The sequence below is a fragment of the Nonomuraea sp. NPDC049709 genome (assembly GCF_040674815.1).
Lineage (GTDB): Bacteria > Actinomycetota > Actinomycetes > Streptosporangiales > Streptosporangiaceae > Nonomuraea.
In genome coordinates this window covers 114,148-130,060 of the sequence record NZ_JBFANM010000026.1, presented here as the reverse complement: position 1 = coordinate 130,060, position 15,913 = coordinate 114,148, and the positions used below count along the sequence as shown (strand labels likewise).

Genomic DNA, 15,913 nt, shown 5'->3' with positions numbered 1-15,913 from the left:
GATGGAGTCGCCGAATGACGGACGTTGCAGCGGGCGCGAGCAGGCGCAGGATGCTGGGTGGCGTGCTGGGCGGGATGGGCGCCGCGCTGGTCGCGGGCGCGCCGACCGCGGCGGCCGCAAGCGCCGGAACGAGCACGGGCGGCCACGGGGACAGGCGGCCGCCCCGCCCCGTGGCTCCCGTGAACCAGGAGTCGGCCGCCAAGTTCGGCCCCGAGTACAAGACCCTCCCGCCCGCCGTGGCAGGCGTGGACATCGAGCCGCTGATCGGCATCACGAATGCCGCGGACATCGACGCCAGGCGCGCGGCCATGACCGGCTACATCTGGAAGAGCGCGGGCCGGCCCACGACCCTCCCGGCCGTCGAGACAGGAGTGCCGGCCCCGGCAGAGCTCAAGGACCTCACCGGCGTGCGCCGCATCGACCGGCTGACGGTCCCGCTGGAGTACCGGGTCACGGCCAAGGTGTACGACCTCCTCCCCCGCAAGGGGTGGAACCGCCGCCTGGCCCTCTACCACAACGGCCACGGCGAGCCCCCGGACACCATGATCCGCACCACCCAGGCCCTGCTCGACCGCGGCTACCGCGTCATGGTCTACGCGATGCCCTTCCACCACTGGAACGCCCAGGGCATCGAGGACCCCGAGCACCCGGGCACGATGCTCCCGGGCCCCTCCCACCGGGAGCTGCCCCCGTGGGAGAGCGAGGGGTTCTCCACGCTGACCTTCTTCCTCGAACCGCTCACCGTGACCCTCAACCACGCCGAGCGGACCTACCGGCCCGCGTCGGTCGAGATGATCGGCCTGTCCGGCGGCGGCTGGACGACGACGGTCTACGCGGCGCTCGACCCCCGCGTGACCCGCAGCTACCCAGTGGCGGGGTCGCTGCCGTTCTTCCTGCGGCCGGCCTCGCCCAAGCCGAGCCCCACGATCGGCGACTTCGAGCAGACCAAGGCGGCACTGCCCGGCTTCTACGCCGCGAGCTCGGACGACTTCCTCGACATGTACGTGATGGCCTCCGTCGGCGCGGGCCGGGGCCAGCTCCAGATCCTCAACCGGTTCGACGAGTGCTGCTTCAACGGCGTGGGCCACCGCGTCTACCAGGCCCCGGTGCGCGACCGGGTGCGGCTGCTCGCCGGCGGGCGGCCCGAGCGAGGGCGGTGGGACCTGCTGGAGGACGCCACGCACGACGACCACACCATCTCGCCGCACGCGCTCTCCGTGATCCTCTGGGATCTTGACACCACAAATGTCACAACCTAATATCGGAATATAAATATTAAGCTGAATGCATATTCAGTCGGGAGGGGCGCATGGCGGGAAGGACGTTTTCCCATCGCCGCCGGGTGATCGTCGACACGGACGCGAAGAACGAGGCGGACGACCAATTCGCCATTGTCCACGCGCTGCTCTCCCCGAGCCTGGACATTCGCGGCCTGGTCCCCGCGCATTTCGGCAACCGGCGCACCAGGCAGAGCCTGGAGGAAAGCCGGGCGGAGATCGAGCTGCTGCTGCGGCTGCTGAAGCTCGACGGCCGGGTGCCGGTGGCGGACGGCGCGGCGTACGCGCTGCCCGACGCCCGCACCCCTGTCCGCGCGCCGGGGGTCGAGCTGATCGTCGAAGAGGCCATGCGCGACGTGGCCGAGCCGCTCTACGTGGCCTTCCTCGGCCCACTGACCGACATGGCCGCGGCCCTGCTGCTCGAACCGCGCATCGCCGAGCGGGACGTGACCGTGATCTGGATCGGCGGCGGCGGGTACGACGGCCGCGGCCCGCAGGACGGAGGGCCCGAGTTCAACCTGTCCAACGACATCGTGGCGGCCAACGTCGTGTTCTCCTCGGCGCTGCGGGTGTGGCAGGTCCCGGCGCCGACGTACCGGATGACCGCGGTCGGCTACGCCGAGCTCGACGAGAAGGTCGCGCCGTGCGGCGAGATCGGCGAATATCTGGTGCGCCAGCTCGTCGAGTGGAACGAGCGGCAGCACGGCGGGTCGATCGAGTTCCGCGCGCTCGGCGACTCCCCCGCCGTCGGGCTGCTGCTGCACCCCGACTGCGGGACCTGGGTGGAGCGGCCGGCGCCGAACTTCCGCTACGACGGCTCGCTCGACTTCTCCGCCGCGAACCGGCCGATCCGCACCTATGACTCGATCGACGCGCGGTTCGTCCACGAGGACTTCTTCGCGAAGCTACGCGCCTTCGCGGGAGCCCGCTAGGCGGTGGTCGCGCCCGGTCCGGGGGCGCCCGTCCGGCCGGGGCGGCGTCCGGTGTATGGTCCGGCGCGGGAGCCGTCCGGGCCGCCCCCGCCACGGCCGGCGCCGCACGCCCGCTCTCCCGATGTGCGCGCGGCGCCGCGCGCTAGCAGAATGGCACTCGGCAGTGGCCCGGGCTCGCCACCGGACCAGCATGAGCGGCGGAGCCGAAGCGGAGGCCAGCGATCGTGGGAGCTGACAGTCAGTTCGAGAAGGGGCGCGCAGGCGGCGAGTCCGTGAGGTTCGGCGGTCGCCGGCTCGGCCAGGAGTCCGAGCGCATGCGGCTGCTCGTGCGGGTCGCCCGCCTCTACCACGAGCACGGGGTGCGGCAGCCGCAGATCGCGGCGCAGCTGCGCATCTCGCAGCCGCGGGTGTCGCGGCTGCTCAAGGAGGCCGCGGAGATCGGCATCGTGCGCACCGTGGTCGTGGTGCCGAGCGGCGTGCACGCGCTGCTGGAGGAGGACCTCGAGCGCAAATACGGCGTGGAGCAGATCATCGTGGTGGACGCCTCGGGCGAGAACCACGACGTCGTGGCCGCGCTGGGCTCGGCGGGGGCGACCCATCTGGACGCCACGCTGATCGGCGGCGAGCACCTCGGCATCTCCTCGTGGAGCGCCAGCCTGCTGGCCACGGTGGAGGCGATGCAGCGCCGTCCCGTCCGGGTGGCCGAGGAGGTCGTGCAGCTCATCGGCGGTGTCGGCAAGGGCTCCGCGCAGGTGCAGGCGACCCGGCTGGCCGCCCACCTGGCCGACCTCACCGGCGCCGAGCCGGTCTTCCTGCCCGCGCCCGGCCTGGTCGGCTCGCCGGCGGCGCGGCAGGCGCTGTCCGACGACCACGTGGTGCGGCAGGTGGTGGACGCGTGGTCGCGGCTGACGACCGTGCTGGTCGGGATCGGCAGCCTGAGCCCGTCCCCGCTGCTGCAGGAGAGCGGCAACGCCATCTCCGAGGACGAGCTGGAGACCATGCGCGGCCTCGGCGCGGTGGGTGACGTGTGCCTGCGCTTCTTCGACGCCGAGGGGCGGCTGATCGACTCGCCGCTGGAGGAGCGCATCCTCGGCATCCCGGCCGCCGACCTGCTGCGGGTGCCCCGGCGCATCGCGATCGCCGGCGGGCGGCGCAAGACGGCCGCCATCCGGGCCGCGCTCAAGGGCGGGTGGGTGAACACGCTCATCACCGACGTGGGCGTGGCCGAGGAGCTCCTCAAGGACTGATCCCGGGCCCCCTTCCATCCCTGGCAGGCCGCCGTGCGCCGCACGGCGGCCTTCGCCGTTCCTGGACGAAAGCTGGGAGTTTACCGGCCGGTCATCTGCCGGAGAAACCGCTCTTGACAGTCACATCCGCGTCGTTCACGATGTGATGAATCCTCTCCATTCATGGCTGAATAAAAATTCTCACCTAGCTACAGCGTGGTTCGGAGTGTGCCGAAAGGCGGCACTGCCCTGCCTATTTCCGGGGCGGAAAGAGAGCGTTTCGATGGCCGAGGCCCTTGGCTTCGATCCCCAGCAATCAGAATTCAGTCGCCGCACTTTCGTGCGTTCGGCGGCATTGGCCGGGCCCGCGGTGGCGTGGGCCGGGACGCCGGGCGGGGCCGCCGCGGCGACGGCGCACGGCACGCGGGCGGCGGCGTCGGCGCAGGCCGTTCCGGCCTTCCCCGGCGCGGAGGGCGCGGGGATGTACACCACCGGCGGCCGGGGCGGCGCCGTCTACGAGGTGACCACCCTCGACGACTCCGGCCCCGGGTCGCTGCGGGAGGCGGCGGCCAAGTCGGACGGCACGATCGTCTTCCGGGTCTCCGGCAACATCCGGCTCAAGGGCGGGCTCGACATCACCGGGTCCAACCTCACGATCGCCGGCCAGACCGCCCCCGGCCACGGCATCACGGTCATCGGCAACGAGACCCAGATCAAGGGCGACAACATCATCCTGCGCCACCTGCGCTTCCGCGGCGGCGACGAGCTCGGAACCCCGATCGACACGTTCGGCGCCCGCGACGTGCGGGACCTCATCATCGACCACTGCTCGTTCAGCTGGGGCGTGGACGAGTGCTTCTCCGTCTACGGCAACACCAACGTGACCGTCCAGTGGTGCATCATCTCCGAGGGCCTGACGAACTCGGTGCACGACAAGGGCCGGCACGGCATGGGCGGCCTGTGGGGCGGCGACACCATCACGTACCACCACAACCTGCTCGTCCACCAGAACGCCCGCAACCCGCGCTTCAGCTTCACCGAGGGCCTGGACATGGTGGTCGACCACCGCAACAACGTGATCTACAACCACGGCATCACGTCCTGCTACGGCGGCGAGTGGTCGAACGGCGTCAACGTGGTCGGCAACTACTACAAGCCGGGCCCCAACACGCTGCCCGCGATCGCCAGGGAGATCGTGGCGCCCGGCCGGTTCGGCCAGTGGCACGTCAGCGGCAACGAGGTCGAGGGCCACCCCGACATCACGGCCGACAACACCAAGGGCATCACCTACCCGGCCGGCGGGATCACGTTGCTGGCCAAGCCGGTGGAGTTCGCGAACGGGATCACCGAGCAGCCGCCGCAGCAGGCCCTCGCCGCCGTACTGGAGCAGGCCGGGGCGATCCTGCCGCGCCGGGACGCGATCGACGCGCGGCTGGTCAACGAGGTACGCACCGGGACCGGGCGGCAGATCAACTCCCAGAAGGACGTGGGCGGCTTCCTCCCCTTACCCTCCGAGGTGCCCGCCCCGGCCGACGGCGACCACGACGGCATGCCCGACGAGTGGGAGACCGCACAGGGGCTGGACCCGGGCAACGCCGACGACGCCAAATTGGTGGACGGCAGCGGGTACACGAACCTGGAGCGCTACCTGAACTCCATCCAGCGGGCCGGGAGCCGCAACCCCGAGGTGGCCATCACCTCCCCCAGGGTCGACCAGGTGTTCGCGGCGGCCGCCGACAAGCAGAGCGTCACCGTCCAGGCCACCGCCAAGGCGCTGGACGGCGCGTCCATCGCCAGGGTCGAGTTCTTCCGGGGCGAGGAGAAGATCGGCGAGGCCACGGCGGCGCCGTACCAGGTGACGTGGGCGGACGCGGGCGACGGCAGCCACTGCCTGACGGCCAGGGCCACCGACAGCACCGGCACCGCGACCACGTCCTCGTACGTGCCGATCCACGTCACCCGCACCACCACGCACACCCCCTGGAAGGCGCAGGACATCGGCCAGGTGCCCATCCCCGGGAACACGGCGCTCAAGGACGGCGTGCTCACGCTGAAGGGGTCGGGGAAGATCGCCGGGTGGAAGGACTCCTTCCACTTCGCCTACCAGGCGGTCGGGTTCAGCAGGCGCGGCGAGGTCATCGAGATCACCGCGCGGGTGGACAGGGTGAGCCGGGCACACGTGGAGGCCGTGGCCGGGCTGATGATCCGGCAGGACCTGGCGCCGAACTCGCCGTTCATGCTGGCGGGCATCGGGTGGTCGGAGGACGGCAAGCGGGCCAAGGCGATCAGGGTCGCCTCCACCGGTACGGCGGCGAGCGTCGGCGTGTACCCGGCGACGGGCGACGACCCGCTGGACGACAAGCCGTACTGGCTGCGCCTGGTCTGCCGGAGCCTGCCGACCGGCGGAGACAACGAGTTCGAGGCCTTCCTCTCGGACAACTCGCTGAACTGGACGCGTATCGGCTACGAGCGCATCTCGATGCGGACCAGCCGGTTCTACCTCGGCCTCGCGGTCGACGGGAACCAGGAGGCGAACGGCGTCCACCCCTACACCACGGCGACCTTCAGCCTGGTCAAGGTCAATCGTTAGACCTGGAACGGAGCACCCATGACAGAGCACCCGTTGACGAGGAGGAGCCTGCTCCGCGGCGGGGGACTGCTCGCGCTCGCCACGGCGAGCGGCTGCAGCTTCTTCGACACCAGCCCGGACACGGGCGCCGCCGGCGCGGCGCAGGCCGCCGACATGTCCGCCAAGGAAGCGCCGGCGCTGGCGGAGCTGGTCAAGGCCGGCAAGCTGCCGCCGCTGGAGCAGCGCCTGCCGAAGAACCCGCTGACCGTCACCCCGCTGCAGGAGCCCGGCAGGTACGGCGGCACGTGGAGCTCGGCCCTGGTCGGCGAGGACGACTGGGACTGGCTGATCTTCACGCTCTACGAGCCCCTCGTCCGGCTCAAGCCCGGCACCAATGGGCAGAAGGGCCCGGACGACATCATCCCCAACGTCGCCGAGTTCGAGGTCAAGGACGGCGGCCGGGAATACGTCTTCCGCCTGCGCGAGGGCCTGAAGTGGTCCGACGGGCAGCCCTGCACGGCCGACGACATGCTGTTCGCCTTCGAGGACGTGGCCACCTACCACGACCTGCACACGACCGGCATCTACGACCTCTACCTGGAGAACGGCAGCACCACCGAGCGGGTCAAGGTCGAGAAGGTGGACGAGCGAACCGTCCGCTACGTCTACAAGGAGCCGAAGGCGGGCCTGCTGTTCCAGATCGCGGTGGCCACGTTCGAGCGGGGCGGGGCGAGCGGGTTCCTGCTGCCCAAGCACTACCTCAAGCAGTTCCACAAGAAGTACAACCCGGACGCCGACAAGCTCGCCAAGGAGCAGCAGCTGGAGGACTGGACCCAGCTGTTCATGCAGAAGAACGACGTCCCGCACAACGCCGACATCCCCACGCTGCACGCATGGAAGATCAGCAGCGCGATCGGCACGGGAACGGCGGTGGTGGCCGAGCGGAACCCGTACTACTGGAAGGTCGACCAGCAGGGGCGCCAGCTCCCCTACATCGACCGGTTCAGGTCGGAGATCCTCGGCGACGTCGAGGTGGAGCTGCTGAAGATCATGAACGGCGAGCTCCACATGCAGCTCCGCAACTTCAACACGCCGGAGAACAAGCCGCTGGTCGCGCAGAACGCCACCAAGGGCAAGTACCGGCTGTTCGACGTGCAGAGCCGGCTGAGCAACACGATGATCATCCAGTTCAACCAGACCGTCTCCGACGAGGGCCTGCGCGAGCTGTTCAGGAAGAAGGACTTCCGGATCGGACTGTCGTACGCGATCAACCGGAAGCAGATCATCGACGGCGTGTACGCGGGCCAGGGCGAGCCCTGGCAGGGCGCGCCCTCCAAGGCCAACGCCCTCTACGACGCGGACTTCGCCAAGCAGTACACGGAGTACGACGTCGCCAGGGCCAACGAGTTCCTGGACAAGGCCGGGCTGACCGAGAAGGACGCCGACGGCAAGCGGCTCGGCCTCGACGGCAAGCCGCTGATGATCACGGTCATGGCCGACACGGAGTTCCCCCACCACGTCCAGGCGCTGGAGTTCGTCAAGAAGGACTGGGAGGCGGTCGGGGTCGGGCTGCGGGTCGATCCGGTGGCGTCCACGCTGTACGACGAGCGCACGATGGGCAACAACCCGCAGGCGTCCGCGTACACGTGCAGCGACTTCGACGTGATCACCGGCACCGGCGGCGACCACTACTACGTGCCGAGCAACTCCGGCAGCGCCCGCTACGCCATCCGCTGGGCCCAGTGGTACGGCAGCAAGGGCAAGAGCGGCGACGAGCCGCCGGAGGAGGTGCGCAAGCAGCTGGAGGCGTTCACCACCATGCGCACCGAGCCCGACTTCACCAAGGCGCTGGAGCACGCCAAGGAGGTCGTGCGCATCTCCAAGGAGCAGTTCTACTCGATCGGGATCAGCTCGTACCCGAACGAGTACGGCATCGTCTCCAACAGCTTCAAGAACGTGCCCGAGTCCATGGCCGCCGCCCCGGTGAACCCCGGGCCGACCATGCCCGAGCAGTACTCCCTCTGAGGGGCCGACGTGCTGGGTTACTTCGGCCGCCGCCTCCTCTACGTGGTGGTGACGCTCTGGGCGATCTCGATCGTCACGTTCGTCATCATCAACCTGCCGCCGGGCGACTACGTCTCGACCCTGGTCGCGAACGCGGATTCCGGCGGCGAGGGCATCACTCCCGCGGAGGCCGCCAACCTCAGGCAGCGCTACGGCCTCGATGACCCGGTCTTCGTCCAGTACTGGCGGTGGATCTCCGCCATCGTGCTGCACGGTGACTTCGGTCAATCGTTTGCCTGGAACCAGCCGGTCGCCACGCTGATCGGCGAGCGGGTCGTCCTGTCGGCGGTGCTGTCGATCGCCTCGCTGCTCCTGGTCTGGGCGATCGCGTTCCCGATCGGGATCTACAGCGCGGTCAGGCAGTACTCCTGGGGCGACTACGGCTTCTCCTTCCTCGGCTTCATCGGGATGGCGATCCCCGAGTTCATGCTGGCGCTGGTCCTCATGTACGTCGGGTTCCGCTACTTCGGGCAGAGCGTGGGCGGGCTGTTCTCACCGGAGTTCCAGGACGCGGCCTGGAACCTGGGCAAGGTCCTGGACCTGATGGGGCATCTGTGGGTGCCGATCGTGGTCATCGCGGTCTCCGGCACGGCCGGCATGATCCGGGTGACCCGGGCGAACCTGCTCGACGAGCTCTACCGGCCCTACGTGCACACGGCCAGGGCCAAGGGGCTGCCGGAGTGGAAGCTGCTGCTGAAGTACCCGGTGCGGATGTCGCTCAGCCCGTTCTTCAGCACCGTGGGCTGGCTGCTGCCGGGGCTGATCGGCGGGGAGACCATCGTGTCGGTCGTCATGAGCCTGCCGACCGGCGGCCCGCTGCTGCTCAGCGGCGTCATGAACCAGGACATGTACCTGGTCGGCAGCTTCATCATGATCCTCAGCACGCTGACCGTGATCGGAACCGTGCTGAGCGACCTGGCGCTGGCGTGGTGGGACCCGCGAATCCGCAAACGGTACAAGAGAGAGTAGCGCCGCATGTTCCTCAGGCGACCGACCAAGGAAGTAGGGACCCTGCCGCAGTGGCGGCTGATGTGGCGGCAGTTCCGCCGGCACCGGCTGGCGATGGCCGGCGCGGCGATCCTGATTCCGGTGTACTTCGTGGCGATCTTCGCGGAGTTCTTCGCGCCGATGTCCAGCTCGACGGCGAACACGTCGATGACGTACGCGCCGCCGCAGGTGGTGCGGTTCTCGGCCGAGCACGGACCGCACGTCTACGGGTACACGACCGAACGCGACGCGACGACGTACGCGCAGACCTACACCGAGGACCCCACCAAGGTGATCGAGGTGGGGCTGTTCGTGCACGGTGACGAGTACCGGCTGCTCGGCCTGATCCCGTCCGACATCCACCTGATCGGCCCCGTGACCAAGGGCGAGCCGTTCTTCCTGCTGGGCTCCGACGGGAACGGCCGGGACCTGCTGTCCAGGCTCGTCCACGGCGCCCGGGTGTCGTTGTCGATCGGGCTGGTCGGCGTCGCGGCCAGCTTTCTGCTCGGCATGTTCATCGGCGGCATCTCCGGATACTTCGGGGGCGGCGTCGACAACGTCGTGCAGCGGGTCATCGAGTTCCTGATGGCGATCCCGACGCTGCCCCTGTGGATGGCGCTGTCGGCGGCGCTCCCCACGGACTGGGGGCCGCTGACCCGATATTTCGCTATCACTGTGCTGTTGTCGCTGATCGGGTGGACCGGGCTGGCCCGGGACGTACGCGGGCGGTTCCTGTCCCTTCGCGAGGAGGACTTCGTCACTGCCGCCCGGCTGGACGGCGTGGGCCGGCTGTCGATCATCTTCCGGCACATGATCCCGTCGTTCGCCAGCCACATCATCGCCTCGCTGTCGCTGGCCATCCCGGCCATGATCCTCGGCGAGACCAGCCTGAGCTTCCTCGGCCTGGGGCTGCAGGCGCCCGCGGTGAGCTGGGGCGTGCTGCTGGAGGGCGCGCAGAACGTGCGCGTCGTCGCGAACGCGCCCTGGCTGCTGGCCCCCGGCGTCGCGGTGGTGGTCGTCGTGGTGGCCATGAACTTCTTCGGTGACGGCCTGCGGGACGCGGCCGATCCTTACGGCAACAGGAAGGTGAGCAGACGTGCCCGCAGACGACGTGCTGCTTGAGATCGAGGACCTGCGGACGCACTTCCTGCTGGACGACGGCGTGGTGTGCGCGGTGGACGGCGTGGACCTGCGGGTGCGCAAGGGCGAGACGCTGGCCATCGTCGGCGAGTCCGGCTGCGGCAAGAGCGTCATGGCGCGCTCGATCCTGCGCCTGGTGGACCCGCCGGGCCGGATCGAGGGGGGCAGGATCACTCTGCACCGCGAGAGCGGCCCGGTCGAGCTGACCGGCGCCGACCGCAAGCTGCTGCGGCAGGTCCGCTGGCAGGACATCGCGATGGTGTTCCAGGAGCCGATGGCCTCGCTGAGCCTCGTGCACACCATCGGCAGCCAGATCGTCGAGGCGGTCCGGCTGCACGAGAACGTCGGCAAGGCCGCGGCCCGCCGGCGCGCGATCGAGATGCTCGACCGGGTCGGCATCCCCATGCCGCAGCGGCGGGTGGACGCCTACCCGTTCGAGCTGAGCGGCGGGATGCGGCAGCGGGCGATGATCGCGATGGCGCTGTCGTGCCGGCCGTCCCTGCTCATCGCCGACGAGCCGACGACCGCCCTGGACGTCACCACGCAGGCGCAGATCCTGGAGCTGCTGCGGGACCTGCAGGACGAGTTCGGCATGGCGATCATGCTGATCACGCACGACCTCGGGGTGGCGGCGCAGGTGGCCGACAGCATGGCGGTCATGTACCTGGGCCGGGTGGTCGAGTACGGCTCCGCCGAGCAGGTGCTCGCCGCCCCCCGCCATCCGTACGCGCAGGCGCTGCTGCGCTCGATGCCGCGGCTGGGGCGGGCCTCCCGGACCCGGCTGACGGCGATCAAGGGCATGGTGCCGCCCCCGTACGCGCGGCCGGCGGGGTGCACCTTCCACCCGCGCTGCGACCGCGTCCTGGCCGGGCGGTGCGACGCGGTGACGCCGCGCCTGATCCCGTTGGGCGACCGCGAGGTGTCCTGCCTGCTCTACGAGGAGGAAGCGTGAGCACCGAACCCCTGCTCAGCATCGAGGGGCTGACCAAGCACTTCCCTGTCCGCAGCGGCCTGCTGGGCCGGCAGGTGGGCGCGGTGAAGGCGGTGGACGAGGTCGACCTGAGCATCGCGGCGGGCAGCACGCTCGGCCTGGTCGGGGAGTCCGGCTGCGGCAAGACGACGCTGGGCCGGTGCATCGTGCGGGCGCACGACCCGACCGGCGGGCGCATGCTCTACCGGCGGGCCGACGGCTCGGTGATCGACGTGGCGGGGCTGACGGAGAAGGAGCTCAAGCCGTACCGGGCCGAGGTGCGGATGATCTTCCAGGACCCGCACTCGTCGCTCAACCCGCGCAAGACGCTGCGCGAGATCATCGGCGAGCCGATGCGGGCGCACAGGTACGGAACCAAGGACGAGATCGACGCGCGGGTCGCCGAGCTGCTGGACCGCGTGGGCCTGCGCCCCGAGTACGCCAACCGCTACCCCCACGCCTTCAGCGGCGGCGAGCGGCAGCGGGTCGGCATCGCGCGGGCGCTGGCCCTGTCGCCCCGGCTGGTCGTCGCCGACGAGGCGGTGAGCGCCCTCGACGTGTCGGTCCGCGCCCAGATCCTGAACCTGCTCATGGACCTGCAGGAGGAGTCGGGCCTGGGTTACCTGTTCGTCAGCCACGACCTGGGCATCATCGAGCACGTCGCGGACGAGGTCGCGGTCATGTACCTCGGCAAGGTCGTCGAGCAGGGCCCGACCGGGCGGCTCTACGGGCGGCCGCTGCACCCGTACACCGAGGCGCTGCTGTCGGCGGTGCCCGATCCCGATCCGGCGGCCAAGCGGCACCGGGAGCGGATCAAGCTGCTGGGCGACATCGCCGACCCGGCGCACGTGCCGCCCGGCTGCCCATTCCATCCCCGCTGCGTGTACGCGAAGGACGTGTGCCGCACCGAGCCGCCGCCGCTGCGGGAGGTCGGGGAGCGGCGGGTGGCCTGCCACTTCGCCGAGGAGCTCGACCTGCGCGGCGTCCCCGACCCCGACGTACGAGAGGTGACGGCATGAGCGACTCCCGACCTGACGTGCGAGAGGTGAGCGTATGAGCGACCCCCGGTCCGACGGGGCCGTACGGCAGGCCGACCCGCGCTTCGACGGCGTCGTCCGCCCCTCGGCGGTGCTGCCCGGGGCGCGGGAGGCGCTGCTGCCGGCGCCGCACGGGCCCGACAACCACGCGGCCAACCTGCTGCGCACGCGCGGCGGCGAGCTGCTGTGCACCTGGTTCAGCGGCCCCGAGGAAGGTCACCCCGGCACCGACGTGGTGCTCTCCCGGCTCGCCGGCGACCGCTGGGAGACGCCCCGGGTCATCGCCGCCGACCCGCTGCGCAGCGAGCAGAACCCGGTGCTGTTCGAGGCCGGGGACGGCCTGGTCTGGCTGCTGCACACCTCTAGCGAGCCGTACGACCAGACGACCGCGCACGTCGTGGCCCGTACCTCGGCCGACGCGGGCCGGACGTGGAGCGGGCCGCGCGTGCTGTTCTCCGAGCCGGGCGTCTTCGTCCGGCACCCGCCGCTCGTCCTGGACGACGGGACCTGGGTGCTGCCCGCCTACCACTGCGGGGCCGCCGGCGACCGCAGCGTGGTGGAGGTCAGCGCGGACGGCGGGCGTACCTGGGCCGAGCACCCGGTCCCCGGCAGCGGCGACCTGGTGCAGATGACGATCGCGCGGCGGCCGGACGGGCGGCTGCTGGCGATGTTCCGCGACCGGCGGGCGGGGCGGATCCACACCTCCGTCTCGGCCGACGGCCGCACCTGGTCCGATCCCGAGCGGGCCGAACTGCCGAACAACGACTCCTCCGTCCAGCTCACGAGGCTCGGCGACGGACGGCTCGCGCTCGTCTACAACGACGCGAGCCTGGAGCGCGACCAGTTCAGATGGGTGACCAAGAACGGGCAGCGGCGCAAGAAGGCGCTGCGCACCCCTCTGGTCGTCGCCCTCTCCGAGGACGGCGGCGCGACCTGGCCGCACCGGCGGGTCCTGCAGGATTCCGACTCCGAATATCGGCAGAACGAGCTCGGCTATTCCTATCCGAGCGTCATCGACGGCGGAGCGGGGCGGCTGCACGTCGCCTTCTCCTATCTGCGGAAGACCATCAAACATCTGGAGATCGACGCGTGCTGAAAATTCGGCGGAGAATTCTGTACGGGACTCTGGCGGTGGCGGTGGCCGTGCCGTCGTACGTCGCGGGCGACCGTGACGAGGGTGACGTGGCGGTGGCACCCACCGGCGCGTACGCCTGCCGCCAGGACGTGGCCGCCCCCGACCCCGACGTCCCCAAGGTGCACGCGGCCGCGGTCGCGCAGGCACCGCAGGGCGACCTCCTGACCGTCTACTACGGCGGCACCTCGGAGGGCGCCCCCAACCAGGCCCTCTACCTGTCGCGGCTGGCGGCCGGCCAGCGGACCTGGTCCGAGCCGGAGGTCGTGTTCGACGAGCCGGGCAAGGCCGACGGCAACCCGGTGCTGTGGTCGGACGGCAAGCGGCTCCACCTGTTCTTCGTCACGATCGAGGGGCACGGCTGGGAGCAGGCGCCGATCCGGCTGATCACCTCCGACGACGGCGGCCACACCTGGAGCGAGCCCGCCTCCATCCGCAAGGAGTGGGGCTGGATGGTCGGCACCAACCCGATCCGCATGTCGAACGGGGAGGTGCTGCTGCCCATCTACGACGAGGCCGAGTCCAGCTCGGGCTTCTACGTGTTCAGCCCGGACATGAGCTCGTGGAAGGCGTACCCGGAGGAGCACACGAGCTGGATCAGGACGGCGAGGAGCTCGATCCAGCCGACCGTGGTGGAGGTGGAGCCGGGACGGCTGGTCGCCTACATGCGGACCGGGGACGGCGCCATCTACAAGAGCGAGTCGACCGACTTCGCGCGTACCTGGAGCGCGCCGATGGCCGAGCCCATCGGCAACCCCAACTCGCGCGTCGCCGCGCTCAAGCTGGCCGACGGCAAGCTCGTGCTGGCCTACAACCCGTGGGTCGAGCACCGCTCCCCCATGCGGCTCTCGCTCTCCCCCGACAAGGGCCGCACATGGGAGCACACGGTCGACGTGGAGGCCCAGTCGGGCCCGCAGTTCACCTACCCGGTGCTCACGCAGAGCGCCGACGGCTTCATTCACCTGGTCTATTCCTACAACCGCAACAACATCCGGCACGTGGTCTTCAACGAGGAATTCCTGCGCAACGCGGTGGGCCTGCTCTCGAACTGGCCCGAGCACACGATCACCGAGTTCAAGAACGGTGTCCGGCGCAATGTCGTGCGCCAGTGCGGCTATTCCCCCGTCAAGGAGAGTGAATGATGAGCAAGGTTCGTGGGATCGCGCTGCTGGCGCTCGCCCTGTCCGTCACCGCTGTGCCCGCCAACGCCTCGGCAGCCGCCTGCAAGGACGTGGGGAACAAGTACAACCTGCCGTTCCAGGTCTGCGACGACGAGCTGTTCATCTTCGCCGCCAACTACAAGCCGTTCGAGGCGACCGTCGACGAGAGCCGGCAGGGCACCCGGGTCTTCGACGAGATCATCGGCAACAAGCTGCGGGCGGCGTTCCCCGACGTCAAGATCAAGTACGCGACGTGGGACCTCCCCGTCCGGTACGAGGACCTCAAGAAGGCCGGCGTCACCCCCGACATCATCATCGAGGACCCCAAGTCCCGCATCGACCGCGACCTGGAGCCGATGGGCTGGGTCGGCGACCTCACCGCCGACCTCCAGAAGGCCGGCATCGACCTGAACACGCTGAACCAGGCCGCGGTGGAGCTGACCAGGTCGCGCTCCGACGGCGGGATCTACGGGGTGCCGCTGTTCATCGACGAGCACGTGCTGCTCTACAACAAGAAGATCTTCGACAAGTTCGGGGTGCCGCACCCCGAGCCCGGCATGACGTACGACGAGGCGTACAAGCTGGCCAAGAAGCTGACCAGGGACGACGGCCTGGACCACTACAAGGGCTACATGCAGCACCCCGACCAGTACCTCGAGTTCAACCAGGCCGGCCTCTACCCGTTCCAGCCGACGGCGAGCGAGGAGCCGAAGCCCGAGGAGCTCAAGGTCAGCATCACCGGTGAGGGCTGGAAGCAGTACGTGGAGAACCTGTACCGCTTCCTGACGATCCCGCGCAACGAGTTCACCACCGTCACGGACTTCTTGAAGGGCGACATGAGCCAGCCGGGTCACCTGGCCATGGCCGTCGAGACGGTGTCGCGGCTGAACATGTACGCCGGCAACGAGCTGTTCATCGAGGACGGCGACGAGGAGTCGTTCAAGGAGCAGGCCAAGAGCGTCGACATCGGGGTCACCGCGATCCCGGTGCTCAAGCGCGGCTCCACGACCATCTACCAGCCGAACACGAGGGCCGCGTTCGTCCCGCCGTCCGCAGCGCACAAGGATCAGGCGCTGCGGATCGTGAAGTGGCTGGTGTCGGAGGAGGCCCAGACGGAGATCTCCAAGCAGGGCATCAAGGCCGTGCTGCAGACCGACGGCGTCATGTCGAGCTTCGGCGAGAGCGTCCCCGCACTGGCGAACCTCGACACCTCGGCCGTCTACTGGGGCGAGAACGCCGCGGTGTCGAACTACCGGAACACCGAGTTCTGGGACCTGCCGCTGTGGTCGGTCTTCCGCCAGCACGTGCTGCGTGACGGCATGACGCCCGAACAGTCACTGGCCGTCTCCGAGCAGCAGGACATCCCCAACTACATCAAGGCGCAGGCCGCCGCAGGAAAGGACTGGTAACACTGTCCCC

General features: G+C 69.7%; 12 protein-coding genes. All 12 read left to right on the top strand.

The features are described from left to right. The first annotated feature begins 14 nt into the window (after nt 1-14). The 12 genes from AB0J69_RS26445 to AB0J69_RS26390 all read left to right on the top strand — a co-directional run bounded on the left by AB0J69_RS26445 (nt 15) and on the right by AB0J69_RS26390 (nt 15,903). Nucleotides 15-1,259, top strand: a complete 1,245-nt coding sequence (locus tag AB0J69_RS26445) for a hypothetical protein (protein WP_364122357.1) — start codon at nt 15-17, stop codon at nt 1,257-1,259. An 83-nt stretch (nt 1,260-1,342) separates the two neighbouring features. Continuing rightward, complete coding sequence (locus AB0J69_RS26440) at nt 1,343-2,209, top strand: nucleoside hydrolase (RefSeq protein WP_364122355.1); 867 nt, start codon at nt 1,343-1,345, stop codon at nt 2,207-2,209. Nucleotides 2,210-2,433: 224 nt separating this feature from the next. Further along, nucleotides 2,434-3,456, top strand: a complete 1,023-nt coding sequence (locus AB0J69_RS26435) for a sugar-binding transcriptional regulator (RefSeq protein WP_364122353.1) — start codon at nt 2,434-2,436, stop codon at nt 3,454-3,456. A 319-nt stretch (nt 3,457-3,775) separates the two neighbouring features. Continuing rightward, a complete protein-coding gene (locus AB0J69_RS26430) occupies nt 3,776-6,025 on the top strand; it encodes an Ig-like domain-containing protein (RefSeq protein ID WP_364122351.1) in 2,250 nt (749 codons plus the stop codon). Nucleotides 6,026-6,043: 18 nt separating this feature from the next. Continuing rightward, nucleotides 6,044-8,029 (top strand): ABC transporter substrate-binding protein, encoded by a 1,986-nt coding sequence (locus AB0J69_RS26425; RefSeq protein WP_364122349.1) that lies wholly within the window; start codon nt 6,044-6,046, stop codon nt 8,027-8,029. A gap of 9 nt (nt 8,030-8,038) precedes the next feature. Next, nucleotides 8,039-9,037: an ABC transporter permease gene (locus AB0J69_RS26420; protein ID WP_364122347.1), complete on the top strand. Its 999-nt coding sequence runs from the start codon at nt 8,039-8,041 to the stop codon at nt 9,035-9,037. Between the two features lie 6 nt (nt 9,038-9,043). Continuing rightward, nucleotides 9,044-10,177 carry an ABC transporter permease gene (locus AB0J69_RS26415; protein ID WP_364122345.1) on the top strand — a complete coding sequence of 378 codons (1,134 nt, stop codon included), beginning with the start codon at nt 9,044-9,046 and terminating at the stop codon, nt 10,175-10,177. After that, nucleotides 10,152-11,147 (top strand): ABC transporter ATP-binding protein, encoded by a 996-nt coding sequence (locus tag AB0J69_RS26410; RefSeq protein ID WP_364122343.1) that lies wholly within the window; start codon nt 10,152-10,154, stop codon nt 11,145-11,147. Before AB0J69_RS26415 ends, AB0J69_RS26410 begins: the two co-directional genes overlap by 26 nt. After that, nucleotides 11,144-12,184: an oligopeptide/dipeptide ABC transporter ATP-binding protein gene (locus tag AB0J69_RS26405; RefSeq protein ID WP_364122341.1), complete on the top strand. Its 1,041-nt coding sequence runs from the start codon at nt 11,144-11,146 to the stop codon at nt 12,182-12,184. Before AB0J69_RS26410 ends, AB0J69_RS26405 begins: the two co-directional genes overlap by 4 nt. A 34-nt stretch (nt 12,185-12,218) precedes the next feature. Further along, complete coding sequence (locus AB0J69_RS26400) at nt 12,219-13,298, top strand: sialidase family protein (RefSeq protein WP_364122339.1); 1,080 nt, start codon at nt 12,219-12,221, stop codon at nt 13,296-13,298. Next, nucleotides 13,292-14,476, top strand: a complete 1,185-nt coding sequence (locus tag AB0J69_RS26395; protein ID WP_364122337.1) for a sialidase family protein — start codon at nt 13,292-13,294, stop codon at nt 14,474-14,476. The genes AB0J69_RS26400 and AB0J69_RS26395 overlap by 7 nt, the downstream gene beginning before the upstream one ends. Beyond that, nucleotides 14,476-15,903 carry an extracellular solute-binding protein gene (locus AB0J69_RS26390; protein WP_364122335.1) on the top strand — a complete coding sequence of 476 codons (1,428 nt, stop codon included), beginning with the start codon at nt 14,476-14,478 and terminating at the stop codon, nt 15,901-15,903. The genes AB0J69_RS26395 and AB0J69_RS26390 overlap by 1 nt, the downstream gene beginning before the upstream one ends. Nucleotides 15,904-15,913 lie beyond the last annotated feature (10 nt).

Coding starts and splice junctions, on each gene's coding strand:
- AB0J69_RS26445 (WP_364122357.1), top strand. CDS start 15: ATGACGGACGTTGCAGCGGGCGCGAGCAGGCGCAGGATGCTGGGTGGC.
- AB0J69_RS26425 (WP_364122349.1), top strand. CDS start 6,044: ATGACAGAGCACCCGTTGACGAGGAGGAGCCTGCTCCGCGGCGGGGGA.
- AB0J69_RS26415 (WP_364122345.1), top strand. CDS start 9,044: ATGTTCCTCAGGCGACCGACCAAGGAAGTAGGGACCCTGCCGCAGTGG.
- AB0J69_RS26400 (WP_364122339.1), top strand. CDS start 12,219: ATGAGCGACCCCCGGTCCGACGGGGCCGTACGGCAGGCCGACCCGCGC.
- AB0J69_RS26390 (WP_364122335.1), top strand. CDS start 14,476: ATGAGCAAGGTTCGTGGGATCGCGCTGCTGGCGCTCGCCCTGTCCGTC.